The sequence below is a fragment of the Paenibacillus sp. SZ31 genome, from assembly GCF_012912005.1.
GTDB lineage: Bacteria > Bacillota > Bacilli > Paenibacillales > Paenibacillaceae > Paenibacillus.
Map to the genome: position 1 here is coordinate 107,799 of NZ_JABBEA010000005.1, position 20,889 is coordinate 128,687.

General features: G+C 35.3%; 25 protein-coding genes. 5 read left to right on the plus strand and 20 right to left on the minus strand.

The window, feature by feature from the left end:
• Window positions 1–6: 6 nt before the first annotated feature.
• From HF638_RS12485 to HF638_RS12535, 11 genes are all read right to left on the minus strand, one after another.
• Window positions 7–180, minus strand: coding sequence for a hypothetical protein (locus HF638_RS12485; RefSeq protein ID WP_169480499.1), 174 nt, complete (start codon window positions 178–180; stop codon window positions 7–9).
• A gap of 278 nt (window positions 181–458) precedes the next feature.
• Window positions 459–1,262: a hypothetical protein gene (locus HF638_RS12490; RefSeq protein ID WP_169480500.1), complete on the minus strand. Its 804-nt coding sequence runs from the start codon at window positions 1,260–1,262 to the stop codon at window positions 459–461.
• Window positions 1,263–1,358: 96 nt separating this feature from the next.
• Window positions 1,359–1,592: a hypothetical protein gene (locus tag HF638_RS12495; RefSeq protein ID WP_169480501.1), complete on the minus strand. Its 234-nt coding sequence runs from the start codon at window positions 1,590–1,592 to the stop codon at window positions 1,359–1,361.
• Window positions 1,593–1,728: 136 nt separating this feature from the next.
• Entirely contained in the window at window positions 1,729–2,100 is a 372-nt protein-coding gene (locus HF638_RS12500) for a type II toxin-antitoxin system PemK/MazF family toxin (protein ID WP_169480502.1), read from the minus strand.
• Between the two features lie 171 nt (window positions 2,101–2,271).
• Window positions 2,272–2,751, minus strand: a complete 480-nt coding sequence (locus tag HF638_RS12505; RefSeq protein WP_169480503.1) for a type II toxin-antitoxin system PemK/MazF family toxin — start codon at window positions 2,749–2,751, stop codon at window positions 2,272–2,274.
• 11 nt (window positions 2,752–2,762) lie between these two features.
• Entirely contained in the window at window positions 2,763–2,951 is a 189-nt protein-coding gene (locus HF638_RS12510; RefSeq protein WP_169480504.1) for a hypothetical protein, read from the minus strand.
• Between the two features lie 295 nt (window positions 2,952–3,246).
• Window positions 3,247–4,011 carry a stalk domain-containing protein gene (locus tag HF638_RS12515; protein WP_169480505.1) on the minus strand — a complete coding sequence of 255 codons (765 nt, stop codon included), beginning with the start codon at window positions 4,009–4,011 and terminating at the stop codon, window positions 3,247–3,249.
• 93 nt (window positions 4,012–4,104) lie between these two features.
• The gene (locus HF638_RS12520) at window positions 4,105–4,416 is read right to left on the minus strand and encodes a hypothetical protein (protein ID WP_169480506.1); all 312 of its coding nucleotides are present in this window, start codon (window positions 4,414–4,416) and stop codon (window positions 4,105–4,107) included.
• A 29-nt stretch (window positions 4,417–4,445) separates the two neighbouring features.
• Window positions 4,446–5,471, minus strand: coding sequence for a hypothetical protein (locus HF638_RS12525; protein WP_169480507.1), 1,026 nt, complete (start codon window positions 5,469–5,471; stop codon window positions 4,446–4,448).
• Complete coding sequence (locus HF638_RS12530; protein ID WP_169480508.1) at window positions 5,472–5,717, minus strand: hypothetical protein; 246 nt, start codon at window positions 5,715–5,717, stop codon at window positions 5,472–5,474.
• A 369-nt stretch (window positions 5,718–6,086) separates the two neighbouring features.
• A complete protein-coding gene (locus HF638_RS12535; protein WP_169480509.1) occupies window positions 6,087–6,551 on the minus strand; it encodes a hypothetical protein in 465 nt (154 codons plus the stop codon).
• Between the two features lie 224 nt (window positions 6,552–6,775).
• Here HF638_RS12535 and HF638_RS12540 point away from each other — a divergent pair, with 224 nt between their 5' ends.
• A complete protein-coding gene (locus HF638_RS12540; RefSeq protein WP_348982106.1) occupies window positions 6,776–8,245 on the plus strand; it encodes a DEAD/DEAH box helicase family protein in 1,470 nt (489 codons plus the stop codon).
• Window positions 8,246–8,707: 462 nt separating this feature from the next.
• Here the strand turns inward: HF638_RS12540 and HF638_RS12545 are convergent, their stop codons facing one another.
• Window positions 8,708–9,856 carry a hypothetical protein gene (locus HF638_RS12545; protein ID WP_169480511.1) on the minus strand — a complete coding sequence of 383 codons (1,149 nt, stop codon included), beginning with the start codon at window positions 9,854–9,856 and terminating at the stop codon, window positions 8,708–8,710.
• A 653-nt stretch (window positions 9,857–10,509) separates the two neighbouring features.
• On the opposite strand from HF638_RS12545, the gene HF638_RS12550 reads away from it, so the two are divergent.
• Complete coding sequence (locus tag HF638_RS12550; RefSeq protein WP_169480512.1) at window positions 10,510–12,498, plus strand: recombinase family protein; 1,989 nt, start codon at window positions 10,510–10,512, stop codon at window positions 12,496–12,498.
• Window positions 12,499–12,894: 396 nt separating this feature from the next.
• A complete protein-coding gene (locus tag HF638_RS12555; RefSeq protein ID WP_169480513.1) occupies window positions 12,895–13,764 on the plus strand; it encodes a hypothetical protein in 870 nt (289 codons plus the stop codon).
• A 53-nt stretch (window positions 13,765–13,817) separates the two neighbouring features.
• On the opposite strand, the gene HF638_RS12560 is transcribed toward HF638_RS12555, so the two are convergent.
• Window positions 13,818–14,447 (minus strand): recombinase family protein, encoded by a 630-nt coding sequence (locus HF638_RS12560; protein ID WP_169480514.1) that lies wholly within the window; start codon window positions 14,445–14,447, stop codon window positions 13,818–13,820.
• Window positions 14,448–15,129: 682 nt separating this feature from the next.
• Between HF638_RS12560 and HF638_RS12565 the strand changes: the two genes are divergently transcribed.
• A complete protein-coding gene (locus HF638_RS12565; RefSeq protein WP_169480515.1) occupies window positions 15,130–15,315 on the plus strand; it encodes a hypothetical protein in 186 nt (61 codons plus the stop codon).
• 234 nt (window positions 15,316–15,549) lie between these two features.
• Here HF638_RS12565 and HF638_RS12570 read toward each other — a convergent pair whose 3' ends face one another.
• Genes HF638_RS12570 through HF638_RS12580 form a run of 3 tightly spaced genes read right to left on the minus strand, consistent with a single transcriptional unit; the run spans window position 15,550 to window position 17,878 of the window.
• A complete protein-coding gene (locus tag HF638_RS12570) occupies window positions 15,550–17,091 on the minus strand; it encodes a serine/threonine-protein kinase (protein WP_169480516.1) in 1,542 nt (513 codons plus the stop codon).
• Window positions 17,092–17,148: 57 nt separating this feature from the next.
• Window positions 17,149–17,355, minus strand: a complete 207-nt coding sequence (locus HF638_RS12575; RefSeq protein ID WP_169480517.1) for a hypothetical protein — start codon at window positions 17,353–17,355, stop codon at window positions 17,149–17,151.
• A gap of 40 nt (window positions 17,356–17,395) precedes the next feature.
• Complete coding sequence (locus HF638_RS12580; protein WP_169480518.1) at window positions 17,396–17,878, minus strand: hypothetical protein; 483 nt, start codon at window positions 17,876–17,878, stop codon at window positions 17,396–17,398.
• A gap of 117 nt (window positions 17,879–17,995) precedes the next feature.
• Here HF638_RS12580 and HF638_RS12585 point away from each other — a divergent pair, with 117 nt between their 5' ends.
• Window positions 17,996–18,403, plus strand: a complete 408-nt coding sequence (locus HF638_RS12585; protein ID WP_169480519.1) for a hypothetical protein — start codon at window positions 17,996–17,998, stop codon at window positions 18,401–18,403.
• Between the two features lie 145 nt (window positions 18,404–18,548).
• Here the strand turns inward: HF638_RS12585 and HF638_RS12590 are convergent, their stop codons facing one another.
• The 4 genes from HF638_RS12590 to HF638_RS12605 all read right to left on the minus strand — a co-directional run bounded on the left by HF638_RS12590 (window position 18,549) and on the right by HF638_RS12605 (window position 20,876).
• Window positions 18,549–19,430 carry a hypothetical protein gene (locus tag HF638_RS12590; RefSeq protein WP_169480520.1) on the minus strand — a complete coding sequence of 294 codons (882 nt, stop codon included), beginning with the start codon at window positions 19,428–19,430 and terminating at the stop codon, window positions 18,549–18,551.
• Between the two features lie 108 nt (window positions 19,431–19,538).
• Window positions 19,539–19,796 carry a hypothetical protein gene (locus HF638_RS12595; protein ID WP_169480521.1) on the minus strand — a complete coding sequence of 86 codons (258 nt, stop codon included), beginning with the start codon at window positions 19,794–19,796 and terminating at the stop codon, window positions 19,539–19,541.
• 135 nt (window positions 19,797–19,931) lie between these two features.
• Window positions 19,932–20,288, minus strand: a complete 357-nt coding sequence (locus HF638_RS12600) for a hypothetical protein (protein WP_169480522.1) — start codon at window positions 20,286–20,288, stop codon at window positions 19,932–19,934.
• A gap of 243 nt (window positions 20,289–20,531) precedes the next feature.
• Window positions 20,532–20,876: a hypothetical protein gene (locus HF638_RS12605; RefSeq protein WP_169480523.1), complete on the minus strand. Its 345-nt coding sequence runs from the start codon at window positions 20,874–20,876 to the stop codon at window positions 20,532–20,534.
• Window positions 20,877–20,889 lie beyond the last annotated feature (13 nt).

Below are 20,889 nucleotides of genomic sequence, written 5' to 3' on the forward strand. Positions count from 1 at the left end.
TCCCCTTTATTCTGCCGTTTTAATATGGATGTCATATTCTGAAGCAGGGAAATTTTTGATTGCTTTATGTACTATCGTATCAACTACAAATTGAATTGCTTCTCTTTCTTCTTCTACGCTACGGTTGTCATCTATAAAAATAAAGTTGAATGATTGTTTCTTTTTACTTGTCTCCTTCATTCGTTGCACACCACCCGTATTAGTGTCATACGGATACTTTATGCGGATACTGCTTGGACGAATGACAGACAATGTCTTCGCTGTACTTTGAATATTTACTCACCTCCCTACCTGTAAATACGAGGTGACAGTAGGTGTCACCCCATGACACCCCACTAGGCTGTTCAGAATCAATTCTAAGCATCATTCCATATGTGTTCATTCAACAAACAAGGGTGTAACGGCTAGTAGACTCAAAATTGTATTCTAGACAGTTTGTTTGGTCTTCTGTTATGTATTTAGGATTGATTTTTCAGTTTTATTTGCACTTGCTCAAAGGTAAACGGTTGATGAACGTTGAACACTTTACCATCAATCATAATCTGGCCTATTGGAATGTAACCCATATATACTTTCTGTTCACTCTCATTGCTATCTAATTCAACTGATTGCTCTCCTACCGTTGTGGCGCTTGACTGCAAAATAAACGTTTTTCCATCAGGTGTATTTGTAAAAACTCCAGTGTCGCTTTCTAAATTAGGTAAGCCCATATCTTTTTTTGCATCTGTAATTGTTTCATACCTTTTAAATGTAGCTAAGCTTTTGGATTGATTTTTCCCCATCTCAAATGCATAAACTGGTTTGGCCTGTGCCTTATAAGAATTTTTGCCGAACGGTAGCATGGCAATATTAGACAACCTGTATCCTACATCTGGATTAGTCTCAGTACGGTCAACTGTGGGACGGTAAGATTGCTGTTGATCTTTCTCTAGAAAGATTTTTGTCTGCTCAATCCACTGTAACCACATATCTGTTTTGTATTTGATAATGTCCGTTACTCCACTAATTGAATCACTCCAAGCACAATGAACTCCCTTATAGACACCTTGTTCATAGCGACAACTATGGATACGCGATTCTATTGATTTGAATAGTAGATAACAGGCAAATTCGTGCTCTTCATCAATTATCTCGTTCTCAATTAAAGTCTGTGTGCATAAAATCGCCCTTGGTAAATATGTATTGTCTCCATACTTTTCATTCCAATTGTTAATTTCCGATGGGAGCACCATATATGGTCTACCCTTCTTTTTATCTGACAACGACAACCCAACCTTTCTATATTATAATGTTATTTTAGTGTTATTAAGAATTCAGAAGTCGGACAACTACTCCCGACCCCCGTATCTGTATAATTGCTACTCGCTAACTTTCTTGAAATATTTCAGTTGTAGTTTGGGATTATAGAAGAATTCCGTGTTGGCTGTATATGTATCATCGATCACGTAGCGTTCACCCTCTGTGAAAATTGAACCGTCATCGACCAAAACTTTATACTGCTTTCCAACTGTATAATCCTTCTTTTCCCCACTTACCAGTTCAATAAAATCTGCTTCGTTAATGTCTGTAATTTGCGTTATTTCAGGTTGCATATATCTTCCTCCGTTTTATATTTTGATAGACACCAATTGACAGTACCGCCAAATCAAATCAATTCGCATCACCACCTTTAATAAGCGTCAATGGTGTCTATCTATATAAAACACTGCTTAAATCGTATGTAGGGTGTTACCATGCATTTACATATCCGAACTGGATCATTCCAGCCCTATCCAACATGGGCACGTATTCCTCAGGAACTGAACCTATCCGCCACATGAGCTGATCCTTCGATATCGTTGAAACCTGTTCCATCATAGCTATGCTATCTGTTCTTAGGCCGCATTCTGTAGCATCTAAATTCACATGCGTAGGCATTCCCTTTTTCTTAGCGGTTGTCACTGAAGCGACTTGAACTGTGGGACTATATCGATTTCCAATGTCGTTCTGGATTATCAATACCGGGCGCCGTCCTTTCTGGACACTTCCGTTGCTAGAATTACTCAATTCTGCGAACCAAATATCGTAACGTCTATATTGAGTATCTTGAGCAGTCAACATTTTTATCACTCCGTTTGTCGTTATCTTTATACTTGCATTATATATGCTGATTGATAATTTAACAAGTATTATTTTAGTGTAATTGAGTAAAAAAATAAAGATCAGGCTATATTTAGCCCAATCCTTTGTGTATTTTTATTTTTTATAGTATTACTGTTGATAGAGAGTGTATTATTTTCTGGAGAAGTTGGTCATATGTTCCGTCATCATACTACTAACTCTATTTACAACTCCACTAACAATGGACTCATAAAGGTCATAATTATAAAATAGACCCTGATCGAGTTCATCCATATTTTGCAAACATCCCATATGCCATTCATTCATTAGCTCCGACTTCTGTATAGTTATAACTTGGTCAAGCAATACTACACAGTCTTTGTCTAAAAATGGATGAACATGCTTAAGTAGGGCAACGTGGTAAGGGTACTTTAACTTGTCATTGTCTAAGTAATTATGTATGTCTGACACCGGAGAAACAATAACCCTGCTAGAATTCTTATTTGTTCTTCCTATGATGCAGATGGGGCGGATTTTTTGACCAGTGAATGTATCCGCACCATCTGAGAAGTCATACCAGAAAAGCATACCTTTTTCCACGGCGCGAGGATTAAATGGAATAGGATTTGGGGATAAATTTGGGGCTGGCAACAAGAACACCTCTATTCGTCAATTTGTTTCTTCTTTCTAAACATTTCCACGAAATTGTCTTCTTCAATCTCAACATAATCTTCATCAAATTTTCTGTAAATGGCTTCTCGTTTAGCTTTATCGAAAAGCAAATCAAAGAATTCGCCATTGTCTAAAGTAGGTCTTACATCTTTCTTTGTATAGGTCAGGACTGTAGCCATTTTTGTTTCCTCCTTTGGCTCACACATATTACACACCTCCGCAAGTTGATTAGTAAATTATATAAAGTATGCCCCAATAATTAGAATATACCCATTTTTACCAACGTAACAGCGGAAGATCTTTACAGTTATTATTATAACACGATCGAGCTATAGTTGGTAATAGTTCTTTTTTTGTTCGATTAAAAGTCGATTTCTATGTATTGTATTCGTTTGTATCTACATTGCTAATGTAAAAGTAAAGCGCCTAGAATTAGTCTAGACGCTAGTTAGGGTAGTTGTTGTTACATATTGATTATTTGTTGAAGAGCATGTAAGCGTTTAAATCAACACGTAGCGATGGATTATTTTCAGCATAGTCCAAAGCCGTTTTACTACTATTGTCTTTCAATTTTGTATCTGGGTTCTTATTGATTACCTCTCCAAAATAAAACGAACTATTCTCAATTACAGTCAGCATTAACGCTGTTTTGCCGTCATAACGTTGAACATTAACATCAAGTGCGTTACGATTTATCGCTTTATATGCCTCGAAATTATCTTCTTTAACTACGAGCATAAGCAGAGTTTCAAGAGTCTCGCTATCTTGAGCATTTACATCGAGTGTGCCATTATTCAATGCTGTACGAATTTTATCAGCATCTAATTTGCCATTCGTTGAATAAGTTTCTTTCAAATTCTTCACCTTTTTGCTTGCAGTTGTATTTGTATTGTTATTGCTTGGAGCAGTAACGACTGTTCCAGATTGGCCGCTCGTTGACCCACTATTTGTTACATTGCTTGAAGTAGCTCCTTCTTTCAATGAAACCTGAGAACTTGTAACGGATTCTACTGTATAGCCCATTGCATTAGCGGTTTCTCTGACTGGAAGATAGAGTCTTCCGTTCACGTTAAGTGGCGAATCAGATAGTTTTGCTTGTGTACCATCTACAACAACCTTTACATTGCTTTGTGTCGCTTTAAGGTATGTAGCTGCTCCTATTTCTGTTCCTGCTGTGAACGTAATGCCAACTATGGCTCCTAGCAGAAATGTTGGTAATTTTGATACTATTTTTTTCATTTTATGTACCTCCGATAGAATAGTATGGTATAGCAAACTTAATTACAAACTATACCATACTTATCGGTTCAGGCAGTTCTATTCGTTAGGAGACTATCCCATAATTTTAGAGAAATCTACGGGCTGTCCATTTACAAAGAAGAAGGGTTTCTGGTCGAATACTTGCTTACTAACATTCGGTTCTGGCTCATGTTCATTGGTGATAAGTCGCAAATATGCTTCCATTTGTTCCTCATTGTCACAATTTTTAACTTTAGCATAGAGGTATTGATCTAGTTTATCTTCAAGGCTGTTCTCCTGAACAAACCCCATCAAGGCATCGTACTCCAGTTCACACTCATTAAGCATAACTTTTGTTTCTCGCAATTCTTCGATTAGTTGTCGTTCCAGTTGAAATCTATTCATATGTATATTCTCCTCTATATGTTTTTGGATTAGTTTAAATCGATACGTGCACCATTCATTTTAATGTTGCCAGTTGCCTTAATATTGATGTCACCTTGGATGTCGATACCAAGACCTGAAGTTTTCAATTCAAAAGTTGAGCCATTGGACAATCCTAACTGATATGAACCATTTTCTGTAGCAATGAATTTGAAATCTTTACTTTCTGCCGTAAAAGAGCCATTGTCAGAAATTAATGTAATTCCATTGTCTTTGAACCTCACACTTCTTTCACGTCCAAAGTTGCTTGCAGTATACACAACATCTAATGAACCATTCGGCTTAGAGATTTTTGCCTTTCCGAATCCATTTCCATCTCCCTCTCCCAAAGTGACCTCTGGGAAAGCGTCTGCTCCTGATCCAACAAACGTATGCTTTTTCTTTAATTGTATATCCGAAAATGATGCTTTCTTAATATTCTTTGGTTCGTTCAAAGGAATTTCAGATGACATTTCCCACTTTTCAGGTGTTAGATGATAAAAGATGACTGATCCACCAACGCCTTCATTAGCAACGGCTTCATAAATAGGTAGATAAAATGAAGGAATGGAAGGATCTCCACTCTTATACTTGTCAAGTTCATTCATTGCTTTTTGCATCTGGGCTCCATAAGTTATGTAACTAATTTGGGAGTTCCCGTAATAGAATATATTTCTTCCTGTATCCCAGTTACTACTGTCCATACATTCAAAAGTAGCACGGCAATCATTATCGAATCCGTATTTAGCAAAGGCAAGCTTATCTCCTTCATCAGCCAATTTAGAGTATGTTTCCTTTGCAATCGATAGCAACTTTTTAAAACTTCTGTCTGGCTGATTTTTAAAACGAGCATATGTATTGACACATAAGATCGAATCTCCTGAGAAAAAGTACCCTTCTCCGTCTAATATATGTAATTTGTCATACTCTCTAGGGTCTGTATTTCTATAACTAATCCCTTTTCGATTAAAAGATACCGCAGTATCTACAGCGATATAATGTTCATGCTCATAACTAGCGCTAATTGCCAAGCTCATTTACTCACCCTCCTCAAAAAAATTAAACGTAATAGAAGCCAAATCATCATACTTGTATTCACGTGTATTACCATCTTCATCGTTAACATTAATTGGACGATTAGCGGTCAATCCATTAAAAAAATTAGAGTACGCTTGATTTAGGAATGGTTGTGCTTCTTCAAGTTTTAGAATTCTCCCATCCACTCCATCTAGCCGAAATTCATAACCATCTTTTAGTTTAACTACAATATCAAACTTGTTCATTGTTTAAATAACCTCTTTCACTATGTATTATTTCTTACTATAAAAATTCTCCTAAATGCTATCTGAACTTATTCCCTCTTCTTCTTCATCCCTATTGCCCTTACTAATTCTCCTCGGATCACTTTCCAGTCAAGCCTAGCCAGCTCATCAACCTATACCACGTATATCTAACCTTCCTCGTATCTCATCCCTCACTTTCATATGTATTCATAGGCTCCAAGAGCCCACCTTGGAATTCGTTAACCTTGTGTACTTAATATAATGCGAAACAATTAATTTTGTAAAGTATTATTTTGGTGTAATTATAAAATTCTTTTCTCTTCTACTATAGTGGCACCTCAGAATCGATTCTCTTCCTCATATCCTTGATTAATTAATAGGGAATTTGAACACAACTGTCCTCGCTGGTATAAAGTGACCCCCGTAATGTGACTGCTCATTTCCATTGTAATTAGTCATTTCTCCAAGTGAGTTTCCTTTTTGTTGAAACAGAATAGATTGTTCCTGCACTGTCAGATAAGCAAGTTGTTCAGCCGCTCTCACTCCAATTGCCCCATCTGAAACAAGAGATTGTAGTTCAGGTATTAAATCGTTAAGTTTAATTAGACGTTGCGTAGTGCGCTCAGACTCTCCTATAGACTCAGCAATGTCTTTCAAGGCGACCATTGGTCGTGTTGATCGGTTGCCACCATGTCCAGCTTTCCAGTACTCCTTTAAAAACGCTGCATGTCTTCCCTTCTTAACTGGATCGCTTTCAGCTTCTCCTCTGCGCTCTGTATTCTCTGCAATAAGCATGTATTCAGCTTGCCATTCATCTACATCCATAATTTCCACTGGAACTTCTACTAGCCTCCATAGATACATCATTGAACCTTCGTCAAATTGACGACACCCTCAAAGCTCCGCAAAATTTTGTGTACCTCCAATCAAAATTACACTAGACACACCAAATACTCCGTGATAATATGTGTTTAAGCATTATTTTAGTGTAATTAAACATTATCCAAAGGAGGACAACCAATATCACTCGCAAAAAGAGACGTACTGTAACAGATATCATCGGCACAGAAGTTGAACAATGGCAGCAAGGCGAGATTATCACAATTGAAGCTGGTACAGGTGTAGGTAAATCATACTTCATCAAGAACACTCTGTATGAGAAGGCTAAACGTGAGGGAACTAAGATACTGTTTCTTCTTAATCGCACTCGACTCAGTGAACAGTTTCAGCGTGAGATTGAACAGGACAATAAGGCAGATATAATAAAGATTCTGTTATACCAGAATGTCGAGGATGTTGTAAGGAAGCGAAATGTGGTATTTAGCAAAGATTATCAGTACATAGTGTCAGATGAGTTCCATTACTTTCTCTCTGAATCAAAGTTTAACAACAACACAGAAGATTCATTTAATCTGATTATCTCCGAATTAGAAAAGACCAGGATATTCATGTCTGCTACAGCAGATGGGGTAATAGAATATTTTCGCTTCAAGCATATTGAGCATCGTAGTTACAACGTCCCTCATGATTACAGTCATATCAAGGAATTAATATTTTATAGAAATGACAAAGTTCTAGAAAAGTTTCTACATACGATTCCTAAGAATCAAAAAGCTGTTTGTTTCAGCAAAAGTGCAAAGAAAGCTTCTACCCTACATACCATATTCAAGGATTCACTTTTTGTCTGTTCTGCATCTGGAACATCTAGAGAAAAGAAGTATCTCGACAAAGAAAGAATTAGCCGTATGCTCATGGAAGAGAAATTTGAGGAAAAGTTCTTGTTCACAACTTCCACACTGGATAACGGTGTTAACCTCAAAGACAAACAAATCAAGTATGTAGTTGCCGACATTGAAGACATAGATACACTTATACAATGTTTGGGTAGAAAAAGAATTGCTAGTGATAGTGATAGTGATAGTGATAAGGTAACCGTAATAATCAAGAATATCTCAGACAAGATGATTAATAAAAAACTTGAAGACTGTGAACGCATAATTAATCCTGCAAAATATCTGATGGATAATGGCACGTTAGAATATGTTAAGAAATACAGAAGATATAGCAGTCCTGTTATCTATGACACTGTGACCGTAGATAATGAAAAGGTTGAGAAAGTCATCAACGAATTACGATATTTTAAGGAATGCTACGACAAGAAATTTTATGAAGAGATACTACAGGAGGAAAATGGATACATGAAACATTTACAAACTAAGCTTCAACAAAATAGTTACACGATATTGGACGATACATATGAAAAAGCTACACTTTCTGATTACTTAGATAGTATTGTTGGTAAGCAACTTTATAAAGAAGAACAAGAAGAGTTAATTAAGAAGGTCAATATTCGAGACAGTAGAAACAGGTTACAACGTGGATGTCGAATTATTAATGAATATTTTATAGAAAATAACTGTCCATATAGTGTTAAAGACAAAATGAAGAATAACAAACGAAAACTTGATAATAATGAGCCTAATCCAAACTATACTAAAACGTATTGGTCACTGGCTAAACACAATTGATAATCACAAATAGTACATAAATAAAAACGACTAGAATTATAAAAAAGGCAGTGTTTATATAGGTTTTTTGATGATTTTGCATATTTTCCATGGAATAAACCCTTATAATAAGGATTGATTTGGATAAGCAATAGCTCAAAACACTTGATACGACTACGTTTATGGCTAATGATTGATTAATTATTTGGGAATTAAATGTACCAAATTGAATCGGAAGGTGAATTGGCGTAGCCAAGAGGAACGCGATAGGTCGATGAATACCGTTAACGAAGCGATAGCGAAGTGGTTTTTATCGAGATGGTATCGTTCCTAATTACTACCCTCTGTTACAGATAACAATAGTCAAAATTATCACTTAACACAATAATAATAGGTGGCGAGATCCATTCCGTTTCACTCCATGGCTGTCGCTCACCTTCATCCCCAACATAAACCGTTGTGTCTGTAGAATTGTTTATCTGATTAGCAAAATTGTACAATAACTTTCTCTGCCAATCTTCTCAACACCTCAATCCAATACCCATCTTTAGATTCTGGATGGAATATCTCAATAATAGGTACATTAATTTTAAACTTTGTATCATACTTACTATGCACAATACTATTTCTGTATTCATAAAGTTTTGTCGAAAATGTTGACACGTCAAGACTATCAACAAGCCCCTTTTGTTTAGCATAGTCAATTTGATTTCCAATACCCTCAATGTTCCCAAGGAGATTTTTCAGTAGTTCTGATTCCTCTTTCCGATATAAAGCACTCATCTCGATGATGAACGCGTCTATGTTATCAGCATTGTTATAGCTTTCAATAGACTTTTTGATTTCGAGTTTCTTATTAATAATAAAGAAATACTCAAGAACTCTATAATATAGGATAGGATCTTCAAGTTTTTTTGCCTTATTGTATAGGGAAATTGGCTCTGTATATTTTACTGGACTATACAAAAATTTATCAAAGCCACTATTATCTAACCTATCATCGGGGTCATTCCATTTAGTATCCTCACCATGATTCGTGTAAGGAACAATTGTAGGGTAGTCAGCAATAAACTCGTATTCAGGAGCATGATATTTAGCGATTAAAAACAAAATTTGTTGAAGAGTTTTTTCCTGATCTGCGAATTTACAACCTCTCAACTTGACTGTTTTATGACTTTCCCATTCATCACCAAATCCCTTATCTTTAGCAAACGAATTAAAAATCAGCCTGTATAAAGAACTTGGTTCAGACACTTCAGCAATAATATCTCCGATCATATAGTGCTCAACAAAACTTGAGTCAAAATAAAATAATGAATCATAAGTTATGAGAAATTCTGAATAATTTTGTTTTTTATCATGAAAACCACAATCTCTGTATATAGCAAGAGCCTTGTTTTCAAATTCGATTATTTCTTTCTTAAAGGAAGTTAGAACTCTACCAATATTTGAATGTAAATTGTGACCTGGAATAATATAAGAATAATTTACTGCTACTGTAACTTTAGTTTCTTTATGTTCAACCACAAGTTTAGATTCATCTAACCGATGAAAGTTAAACTCTGTTAAGAAATTGGGAATTAGTCTTTTAAACTCCTCACTTAATTCGGTTAGCACTTTTTGATCGATCATAGAAGCCCCTCCACTTATACATCATCAACATCTTGAATCTTATTAATCTCACTCAATTCCTTTATATCCAATCCATGCATCATCCTCAGTAGATAAAAACCATCAGATGTAGTTTCCAAACCTTCCGAATTACTTCACAATAAAAATCTTTTAATCATTGTCCAGTGTAGGAATCATACCAGATATCTGATCCATCTTCATCTTGTCCATATACCAATCCCCATATCAAACTCGCATAGAGGTGTCCTCAAAGATAGTATCTATATAGTTAGAGTTTAGATTTTCTATTTTCAAGTATAAACACTCCAATATTTTCAAGTGGATAGCTAAACACTTTTTCGTATATAGTAGTCGTCTGCTCTGCTCCTTCTTTCATGATTAAGAATCCAGAGTAATACCCGGTATTTTATGTATTGGATAAACTCCAAATCATGATATACAGCTTTAGTAATTGATTCTTATTAAGGTGGTCATTATGAGATATAAGAAACGGTATGAATATAAGACTATTTCTCGTTACCCAAACGAAGACGATGAAGTCGCAGTAGAATTTATGGAAGTGCAAATCCTCAATTGGATGGAGAATGTTCTACTGAGTTATCCAGGTGAGAACCAAATTAAAAACAGACAAAATTCGGAGGATTGAATTTTTTATGAGAGTACTCAAAGATCATGAAAAACTAACCAGGGAAGAAATCTCAGCCTTGATCGGTAAGATCAGGGCTATTGTTTATACTCGTGTATCATCTGATATCCAAATAGACAATTACTCGTTAGAATCGCAGATTGAAATCTGTATTAGCGAAGCAAAGACTAAGTTTGATATCAACAAAGATGAAATTATTGTATTAAGAGAAGAAGCCGAATCTGGAGACAATCCTAATCGTCCAATGCTGAATTATATACTGTTTCTACTTGAAAAGGGATTGGGGACAAAAGTTATCTTCCTGCATCCAGATAGATTGAGTAGACACTTGCATTTACAACAGCAAATCACACATAAGATTTGGGAGTTAGGTTGCGATCTACATTTCGTTGAGTTTGATTTACAAAAAGGAAACGCAGAATCAATGCTCAATTACAACATTCAAGGCTCCATTGCTCAATATAATAAGGCTAAGATTCTTGCAAATACAAAACGCGGTAGAAGAACAATGGTATCAAATAACAAGATTCCGGGAATGAATAGAATTTATGGCTACACCTATGATAAGGAATTGAGTACACTTGTTGAGAATACGGAAGAAAAAGAGAGATATTTAACAATGGTTAATATGATATTAGAGGGTCGTACTTGTTCTGAGGTTGCCGAATACTTAGCAAAGAAGAGATATTCAGCTCCTAAGGGGGATACTTGGTATCAAGCTACAATTAGTCGAATTCTAAGAAATGAATCTTACATGGGTACATATTATCATGGCAAAACAGAGGTTGTGCAGTTAAATGGCAAGAAGAAACAAGTTCCTAAACCTAGAGACGAATGGCAGAAGATTGATATTCCTCAATATATTGATGAGGTTACATTCGAGAGATTACAAAAGACATTGGATGGAAATATTAAGAATAGTGGAAGACCATCAGAAGACTATCTATTGAGAAGTATTGTACGATGTGGGAGATGTGGTGCTGCTGTATCTTCAGGGGTAGTAACTAAAACCCAGAATGGCATATTAAAATACTACACATGTACAAGAAAAACCAAAAAATCATATAGCGTTGAAACTGGGTTGTCCAACACCACATGCAATGGATCGAATTGGCGAGTTGACATAGTGGACTCGATAGTCTGGAATGAGGTATTGAAAATCATAGGTAATCCCGAACCAATGATTCCAGAATTATCTGAACGATTATCAGATAGAAGTAGATTAGATGAGATTATACTAAATATAAACATTATTATCAAAGATATTACTGAAAAGGAAATGTCCAGAAATAGGTATATCGATCTTTGTGGTGACTTAATTATCACAAAAGAGGAACTTTTGAAGAAGCTTCAACCAATTGAGAAAGAACTTACTGAATTGAAAAAAGAACTATCCGTTTTGAACAAAAACCTAGATCTGAACAGTGGACAAAATACTAGTATGCCACTTAGACTAACATTGCTTGAAAAATATCAAAATATTATTAATTACGAATTACAAATGATAGACATGAGAAAAATAGTGGGCGTCCTTGTCGATAAAGTAGTCTTACATGACGATAAACGCATCGAGATACTATATAAATTCACCGCTGAAAGTAAATTAGTTAGAAATGATCCCTATGTCTCTGATTCAGTCAACTTAAATAAGCTTAAGTGGGTAGTTGAATCCCCTCCTGCTAAATGGAGCGAGATTGAGCACTTTTACCCTCAGATGGTGAAAATGTACAACGAAAAGTTGCTTAGTTTCGAACAGATAGCTGAATCAACCGAAACAGATTGGTGGACAATTAAGCAAATGTTTAAAGCTAAGGGAGCCATCTTGCTTACAACTAAAGAAAGAGGCATGAAAAGACGAGCTCGTGACTTTGAGAAGATTTATAATCTACACTATGTTGAAGGGTTGTCCCTTACAAAGATTTATAAAGATTATGAATTAAGTCCACCATATTGTAGACAGGTGCTCCAAGAAAACATTCACAAGTTAAAAAAATGACCTCCCCTCTGTGTCCTCTGGAATGATAGTGTATTCCCCCTCCTCTATGGAGGGCTATTTTGTGTAGATGGGATGGCATTATAGTGTCGGTTTTATCCAATAGAATTTCACTCGTTAAAATTCAACTCTCGTGTCGAAGTGGAAGTGCTAGGCCACTATTCTGTAAAATGGATACTATTTCAAATTTAAAATATCCCCCCCATATATCTATGTATCGTCAATGCAATAACTTAGTGATCAATTGACAAGTGCTAGCGGATAATTTCCCAGATATTATTACTCACTGGGTGTAAATGCACCCCCTTATGTATGTCCAATTTTGTATCGGTTAGGCTTATTTCATTAATGATGTATGTGTTATACTGTAGTATACAAATATTTTAGGGAAGGTGTTACATGACGAATAATGATTATGAGAGATTAAAAGCACTTAGTAAAAGTATGTCTGTTCTACGTGGCGAACAAATAAGCGCACTTTCAAGGGTCGCAAAGGCTCTAAATCAATCTTCTGTAACTCAGATGGTGGGACAGATTAATATGACATCTAAAATGATTAATAATTCTCATCGTCTAAGGGCTTTGGATAGATTATCAAATTCTGTGTTGGCTGTTTCTTCAATAGGATTAGATATGTCTAGGTATGAGCCACTCTCTAAATCTTTAATGGAACTTTCTAAAGTAACATCCTCACCTTCTTACTTGAGCACAATGCACGAGTTACAGAAACTTGGAGATGTTTTAAAATATACAGCTCAAACTTTCTATGATTCACCTTCGTATAAGGCAATGATTAACGCATTTTCAAACATTGATTATAATTCCATACAAACATTTATAGATACCATTCCTGAAGATATTTCCTCAGATATCAAAAATATCGAAAATGAAATAGAGAATGACCCAGAAACTAAGGCTCATTTTCAACCTATACTTGACAGTATGGAGGAAGTATTATCTACTCAGGTGGGAGCGAAGATAGATTTCAGTAAAACTGGGTTTAATTTGACTGCTGTAAAAATTTTAATCTATGTTGCGTTCTTAGTGTTAAATATCTACTCAAACGATTGGCTGACACATGATCCGACAGATGATCTAGTGGACGAAACTAAGCGACACAATGCAGTAATAGAGCAACACAGCAAGGAACAAGTTGAGATTAGTAGAGAGATCTTAGAGGTACAAAAAGAACAGCTTAGAGTTAGCAAAGAACAATCGGATTCAGATAAGTCTAAGCATACATCACAAACAAAAAAGGACTCTAAATGAGTCCTCTTATTTGGTTTAACCGATCATACTCAGGATTAATTCCCGAACAATCCCTAGCCTAGTCCATTTGCTTTGGCTTCTTGTTGTTCATGTTCCTTTACCCTGCGATAGAAAGTATTGGGCTTCATATCTAGCTCCTTCATTGCGGCAACTGCTGTAATCCTTCCATGTTTCCATTCTGTGTATGCTTGCTTAAACTCCTCGTTGATTGCTTGCTTTGGTCTGCCGAACACTACATTGTTATTCTTAGCAGCCGCTATTCCCTCAGCTTGTCTACCGTTAATCCTCTCACGTTCAGACTCAGCCATATATGATAACAGTTCTAACACAATACTGCTTATAACCTTCTCTAATCCATTCTTGTATTGCCGTGTATCTAACAGTGGCATGTCAATTATGACAATGTGAGCACCTATATTCTGGATAATATCCTGCCATTCATTTTTTATTTCTTCTGCATTCCGTCCCAACCGATCCAACTCTTTAACAAAGAGAATATCACCTTTACGAAGTACATTCTTCATGGATTGATAATATGGTCTGTCAAAGTTCTTGCCACTCTGTTTGTCTATAAAGAAATCACGATCCATTATACCTAAGTCCTTCATTGCTTCTAGCTGTCTCGCTTCATTCTGATCTTTAGATGAAACTCTTATGTATCCATACTTCCGAATCTCGCTCATACTGATCATCCTTTACTATGTCGTTAAGGATATTATATCAAATATATGTCAAAATGTACACTAGAACTTTTGAAATGTTCCATATATATTTATATACTATTTGAAATGTATCATAACCAATTTTGACACATACTAAGAGAGTCTTTCAAAAAGTATACTTTTAGCCATACCTTTTCAATCGTAGGCACGTACCAATATGGTACTGGAACAACATCGGAAAATTACGAAGTCCCTTAGATCATGATTCCAATCGTGTACGATACAACAACTATCCATTTATACAGTTAAATCAACGTTTTAGTTTCTTTGTCAGGTTAATTTATCCTATATCGTAAACGCAATCGTAGAATGACCATCAACACCCTTAAAAGCTAGTCGTAGCAACGGTTTTAACATATTAGAAAATTTTGTAAGTTTACGATTGGAATATCAAAAAATGTAGGTAGGACAAGGAATTTCAGCGTTTTCTAAAATATCAATCGTATAGTAACAGGATTATTTAAAATGATGACTTATTTATGCATCATTTCACACTTATTCTGATTAAAAATCAAAGATGTTGATAACTTCTACTTGGATGACTAAATCACAATACCATTTGAAAGTTATAAATAACTAGTATAATCTCCAAGTAAGTTGAATATATTAAATAACAATAGTATTCATAGGAGGTTTAGTTTACATGGAAAAAGTCTCTTTCTTAGGAGATATTTACGATTACCAGGAGAATCTTGACGGCTCTAAACTCTTGTCTATTGATAAAAACAAACGAGGAATCAAAATGACCATCAAATTCTCAGGTGATTCAGAAGATCATAAAAGATCTCACGAAGCACTGAAAAACTTCTTTGTAAAAAGCTCTCCATAATGAGTACTTTTAAAAAGCGTAAGCCCAAGGAATTGATTACAGATTAAATTGTCTATTTGGTATTTCAGTTCAAACTCTCTTGATGTACCTCAAAGCCAATAAAAGATGAGTCACAAAAAAAGCATCCAGATTTATTCGTCTGAGTGCCTTTTACCTCTCATTTATGAAACGGTCATCTATGTGTTTTCACTTTAAAATAAATGTGTGAAGAAAAATCCTTCACACTAATTTAAACTAGATGTGCTGTACAATAATTTCACCAACTAAATCAATAAACTTTTCTCCCTCTAGAATTTCGCAATCAACCTTTGAACCGAATACATTTAGTTGCACCAAAACGTTCTCTAATTCTTCTAACTCAATAGCAAAGGGTTCCAGCTTACCATTTGACTCATACAGGGATGACACTTTGTTTTTCATCAAATACCACTTTCCATATAAATCATCTTTTTCTTTAACTAAGAAAACATTAAATCCTCTACCGTCAATAACTGCTAAGTATCCCCATGCTGCAATGAGTTGATTATTTAATTTAGGGCGTTGAATTTGCTTCCTTCTATTTCCAAAATAACGATCCTCGACTACTCTTTCAAAATCCTTATCAAACAAGACTTTAAATTCTATCAATCCTCTTTCACCTGAAGGCAGCTTAATATTTAAATAAAAACTATCTTTTTCAATATTATTGAGCGAATCAAGGATGATGTCGCCACTTGTGTACTTTAGATTAAATTCTTCTACAAAATCTTTGAGTGAATTATAAAGTTCCTGCTGAAATTGAAAATTTATTTCCTTTATATACTCTGTTCTTTCTCTGGCTTCTCTCTCTTTTTCAAGAGCAATTGTAATGGCGGAGTTATCTTTGCTGACTTTAGTGTTAACAAGATTGTCTACCAAACTGGAATTGGAGGTAGGCGGAATATCATCGATTTGCATAGTTGCCTCTACTTCATTCCAAGTCTTATATCTACGAGCAACATTCTTTTCTAACATTTTGATAATCGTCTGTACCATTCCGTTAGGAATAGAGGCATTTGATTGTTTGATAGGTTTAATATTTTGATATAAGTGAGCTTGTTGCCAATTTTGCATATCATCAATCTTAACGTCATACGGGTGCTGAAGAGTTGCTAATTCATAAAATACTATTCCCATAGAATAAATATCATTCTGTATCGTATTTGTCTCATATCTCCATCTTTCCGGTGCAGTATATTTTACCGAACCAGCTGCCTTAAATGTAAGTTGACGCGTGTCTTCAGTAGCATTTTTAGAGATGCCAAAATCAGCTATTTTCAAAATACCGTCATTGATAAGGATGTTCTCTAGTTTGATATCTCTATGTACTATTTGCTCATCCTCATTTATTGCCTTCATTCCATTTATTAATTGTAAGTACAAATCTTTTAACTCAGCCACATCAATAAATTCTTCTTTTTGAATATGCCTTGTAATTGCCTCTTGTAGAGTTCCTTGATTGGCATGCTCCATTATTAAGTAAGGAGGAAGCCTCTTGTAAGTCTCTCCATCGTGTACGTAGAAGTATTTTAATACATTGGTGTGACTCACTCTTAGTGCTGCTTGACATTCATTAAAAAAAGCGTCGTATGACTGAGTCGATGCAAAACCTGTGGGAAGAGTCTTAAGCGCATAGATTGAATCATTGGCCTTATTTCTTAATCGGTAAACAAGCCCAAATCCTCCTTGCCCTATCATTTCCAATACCTCATATTCTGTCTGGTTGTGATCATAAACTATTGTTCCAGGTGCTATCATCTAATTCACTCCCTGTCGATTATATTCTAATTATACATTATTTTGAAACATATTATCTCAATTAGGATTTAATGAAACATACCTTCCACCATAATGAACCATAACTCCCTGGCCCACATTTGGAACAATCCCTTTTTTTACTACTAGTTCTGCTACATCATTACAAACACTTAAGTATTGACTACTCGGATTCCCCTTAAAAACTTCTAAGATTAATCCTCGAATTTCATCAATAGAAAGGTCTAATTTTTGTACCTCACTCACAAAATCATCTCCAATGACAGAATTGTATTATGTAATTCATCTATTCACTCTTTGTATTAGTTGATTCACTATACCTTGATTCTATGGTGCTAATAATATTTTGATATGCTCCATACTGTTCATCTTGCCATTCTTGCAAAGTGTTGTAGTTATAAAACTCCTCCGTGACCAAAAGCGAGTCTAGTTTTCTAGTCTTTTTCCTCAAACTTGATGGTAATATATGAAGATTTCTATATAATATTGGCCTTACATGTTGTTTGTAATTTTCGCCATTTAGTTCTCCTAAACCATGATCATTTATTGCAGTAATCGTGTGTTCACCATCAGCTTTAAGAACTTCATTATATACTCTAAATTCCTCCTCCTTCTTATCCTGGAGTCTTTTCATTTCTATGTCTTCAAGATTCCAAATCCTTATCTTATTGTCACTACGCTCCTTAAGCTTTGTGGATACCACTGTTCCTAAAGTAGCTAACGCAGAGCCACCAAGTGTACCAAAAACTGCTATCCAAGCACAATCCATAGCCCTCTATGTAAAAGATTTATTTTATAAAGAGTGTAAACTAATATTGCTCGTTTACCGATATAAAACTGTATATAGATTTAATAATACTTTTGATTTTCAAAAGGAGCGAACCTCTTGGTATTACTTATCATAATAATTATAATTGTGGTTTTATTCTTTCCGATGGCAGGTTTATTGGCTGCGGGTGGGATTTGGGCTATCTTATCCACAATAATACCTTATGTTTTAGTGGCGATTTTGTTCTTGTTCCTGTTTGTTAAGATTATCAATTATCAAGAAAATAGAACGATTAATAAACAGATAGAACTTCAGAAATATAATTATAAGATGGGAATTGTCACAGAAGATCAATTTAAAGAAATCGTAAGAAACTATGAGATACACCATACTTTATGTATTGTGCCTTTTGAAACTTTGTCCGATGCGCAGAAAAAGACCGCTTTGATCAGAATGATTAAAAAATATCCTTCCCGCCGGTTTCCTAGAGAAGAAGAAAAATATTTAAATAAAAGTCGTCCTTAGATGGCTTTTATTTTTTTATACTAAAACTTTTTTTATTGGGTCTATTAAATTTTTACACTTACCTGTATAGATGCAATGCCGCTGTTCCGTGAATCACAACTAGGAAATATTTGTTAATTCATTAAGCCCCTCTCCCATGAGAAAACTAAAGCAAATCTAGGTAGCCCCTAAATTCTTTAAAGACACTGATGTAATCCGAGAAAAACATCTCCAGTAAAGTTTGCACCATTTCATCTTTTTCTTCTTCAAGTCGCTGCTCAACCCATTCTCTGATGTCGTCTTCCACTCGATCCGAATAGAACATGGGGGCAACTCTAGGTTTAGGCATTTCAGGTTTAGATAAATCGTATAACAATTGAATACTTATTTCTGCGAAACAGTTTTGCCGAGGGTCGCGGTCATCATCAATCTTCAAAATATAAATGAACACATTAAAACTTATAATGGTCCCGTCTAGATTTATGTTGACATCAGGTATCCCTTTAACATCCATTTGTTTAAGAAACTCTAATTTCTCGCATAAATATCCCTCTAACAGTTCTTCGGCTTTATTCAATAATTCATCAATAATTTTTTTAATGTCAAACATTTCTTTGAGTTCTTTTAATTTCTGTAATACATCAATAATCGAATTTACATATTTTTTTTGCTCATCATTAAGCGTATCGCAAACATCTTGTACAAATTGATCATAAGCCTGCTTCACGATTGTGTTCATCGAATCAATTGCTTGTTGTTTGAGTACGTCTGACGCATCTTTTAGTTGTTGCCACGCTTCGTTGATTTCTGCTTGGGTTCCTTCCTCCGCTTTAGCTATCATGCGCCTAGCTTTGTCCTCAACATTAACAAGTTCATTTGTAACTTCTGTCCAATCAACTTCGCGAGCTGCGTTTTCCGCTACCTGTCCCCAAGCGCGCACTTCTTGGCTTTTTCTCCCTATCCCAGCTCTGTCCGCTAAATCAGTACCCACTTCTTTAACTGAATCAATGACGCCTTCAGTAGAAACCTTAATTTTTGGCAATCCCATGATAATCCCTCCATAATTGTTTTATGGTACGGGATTATCATTATTATATTTTCCAGAAATTATACAGTTTTATTCCCTGTCACTGAAGTTGAAAATTAAGTGAAAGACTCATTTTAAAAGATCTTTAACAAAATCGTTTACAGCGGTTGCATTTTCTCTCAAGAGTACCACTGTTACCACAGAAGAAAATGCCCACCAAATAATATTGAATATTTTAACAATAACCTTATCACCGTTTACTCCAAGGTATTCAAAAAGATGTTTGGGGAGCAATACAACAATGCCAAGCCAATAAAATGGATTAAATGAATTCCACATTCTCGAACGGTATATTCCCACACATGACTTTAAAATTTGTATTGTCAAATGAGCAACATTCTCAAGTCTATTGGGGAATCCCAATAACATACCAACTCTCTGATATGTTCAATAATTTCTGCTGTAATCTCATCAGCAACCTTTTCTCTGCTCATATTACTCCTCTTTTCTTTAAATTTTGTTCTACTTGCATACATTCGAATCTTTGACCATCGTCAATTCATTCTCGTATTTTGCAATCTTTTTTATAGCTGCTGGCCCCATAATTTTATAAATTTCGGACTTTATTCCATATTTTGAATCAAGCTCTACTAGCCTAACCTTCTCAAGTTCTATATTCCTGACAAGCAATTCAATGTGCTTATCCTTTCTTCGCTCATCATATTTCTCTATGTCCTTTATACCCCATCTGCTCTCGATGAATGCTCGAATTTCTTCCAGAGCATTTGGATCATCACTAATATTGTCAAGTATGTATCCCTTGATATTCACCATGAATCCTTGTAATTTATCTTCATCATTAATCTTATGTCTGCCCATGCTACTCACCCCCAACATTGGGTTCAGATTCAGGCCAAAGAATCTTCCAAACCTTCACAAAGTGACTTAAAGCAAATATGTCCGAACGAGCCTCTATAGCATTTAGGTATTGAAAGTATTTCACCTTATTAGTCTCCAACCACTTTTGATTGGTCTTTTCATCTCCGAACATGGTGTCTAAAATTTTTTGGTATTCATTTGGAGTGCCAGCTCGTTTGAACTTCTCGTATACATCAAGATGACCTAGCTCATGTAATAACGAAAAGACAATAAGGACTCTCTTGTAAAATCAACACTTATAGATTCAAAAAATTGTTCTATCCGATATCTAATACCTGTTTCAAATTCATTTGCTTCACTAACGCTTTGAATGTCTTCGTGGATATAGACAACAAATTCATTCACTGTCGGAATCCCTTCAGGAGTCCGTGTCCCTCTAAACTCACAGCATGCCCCACCATGATCTGATAATCTTTTAGCTACTTCTTCTCCTTTCCAAGTTGGTCGGATACTTATTGGTATTGAGAACGTGAATTCAAAAGTATCAAGAACAACTTCAATCGCCCTTACAAAAAAATCATTTCGCATATAATTAAACTCC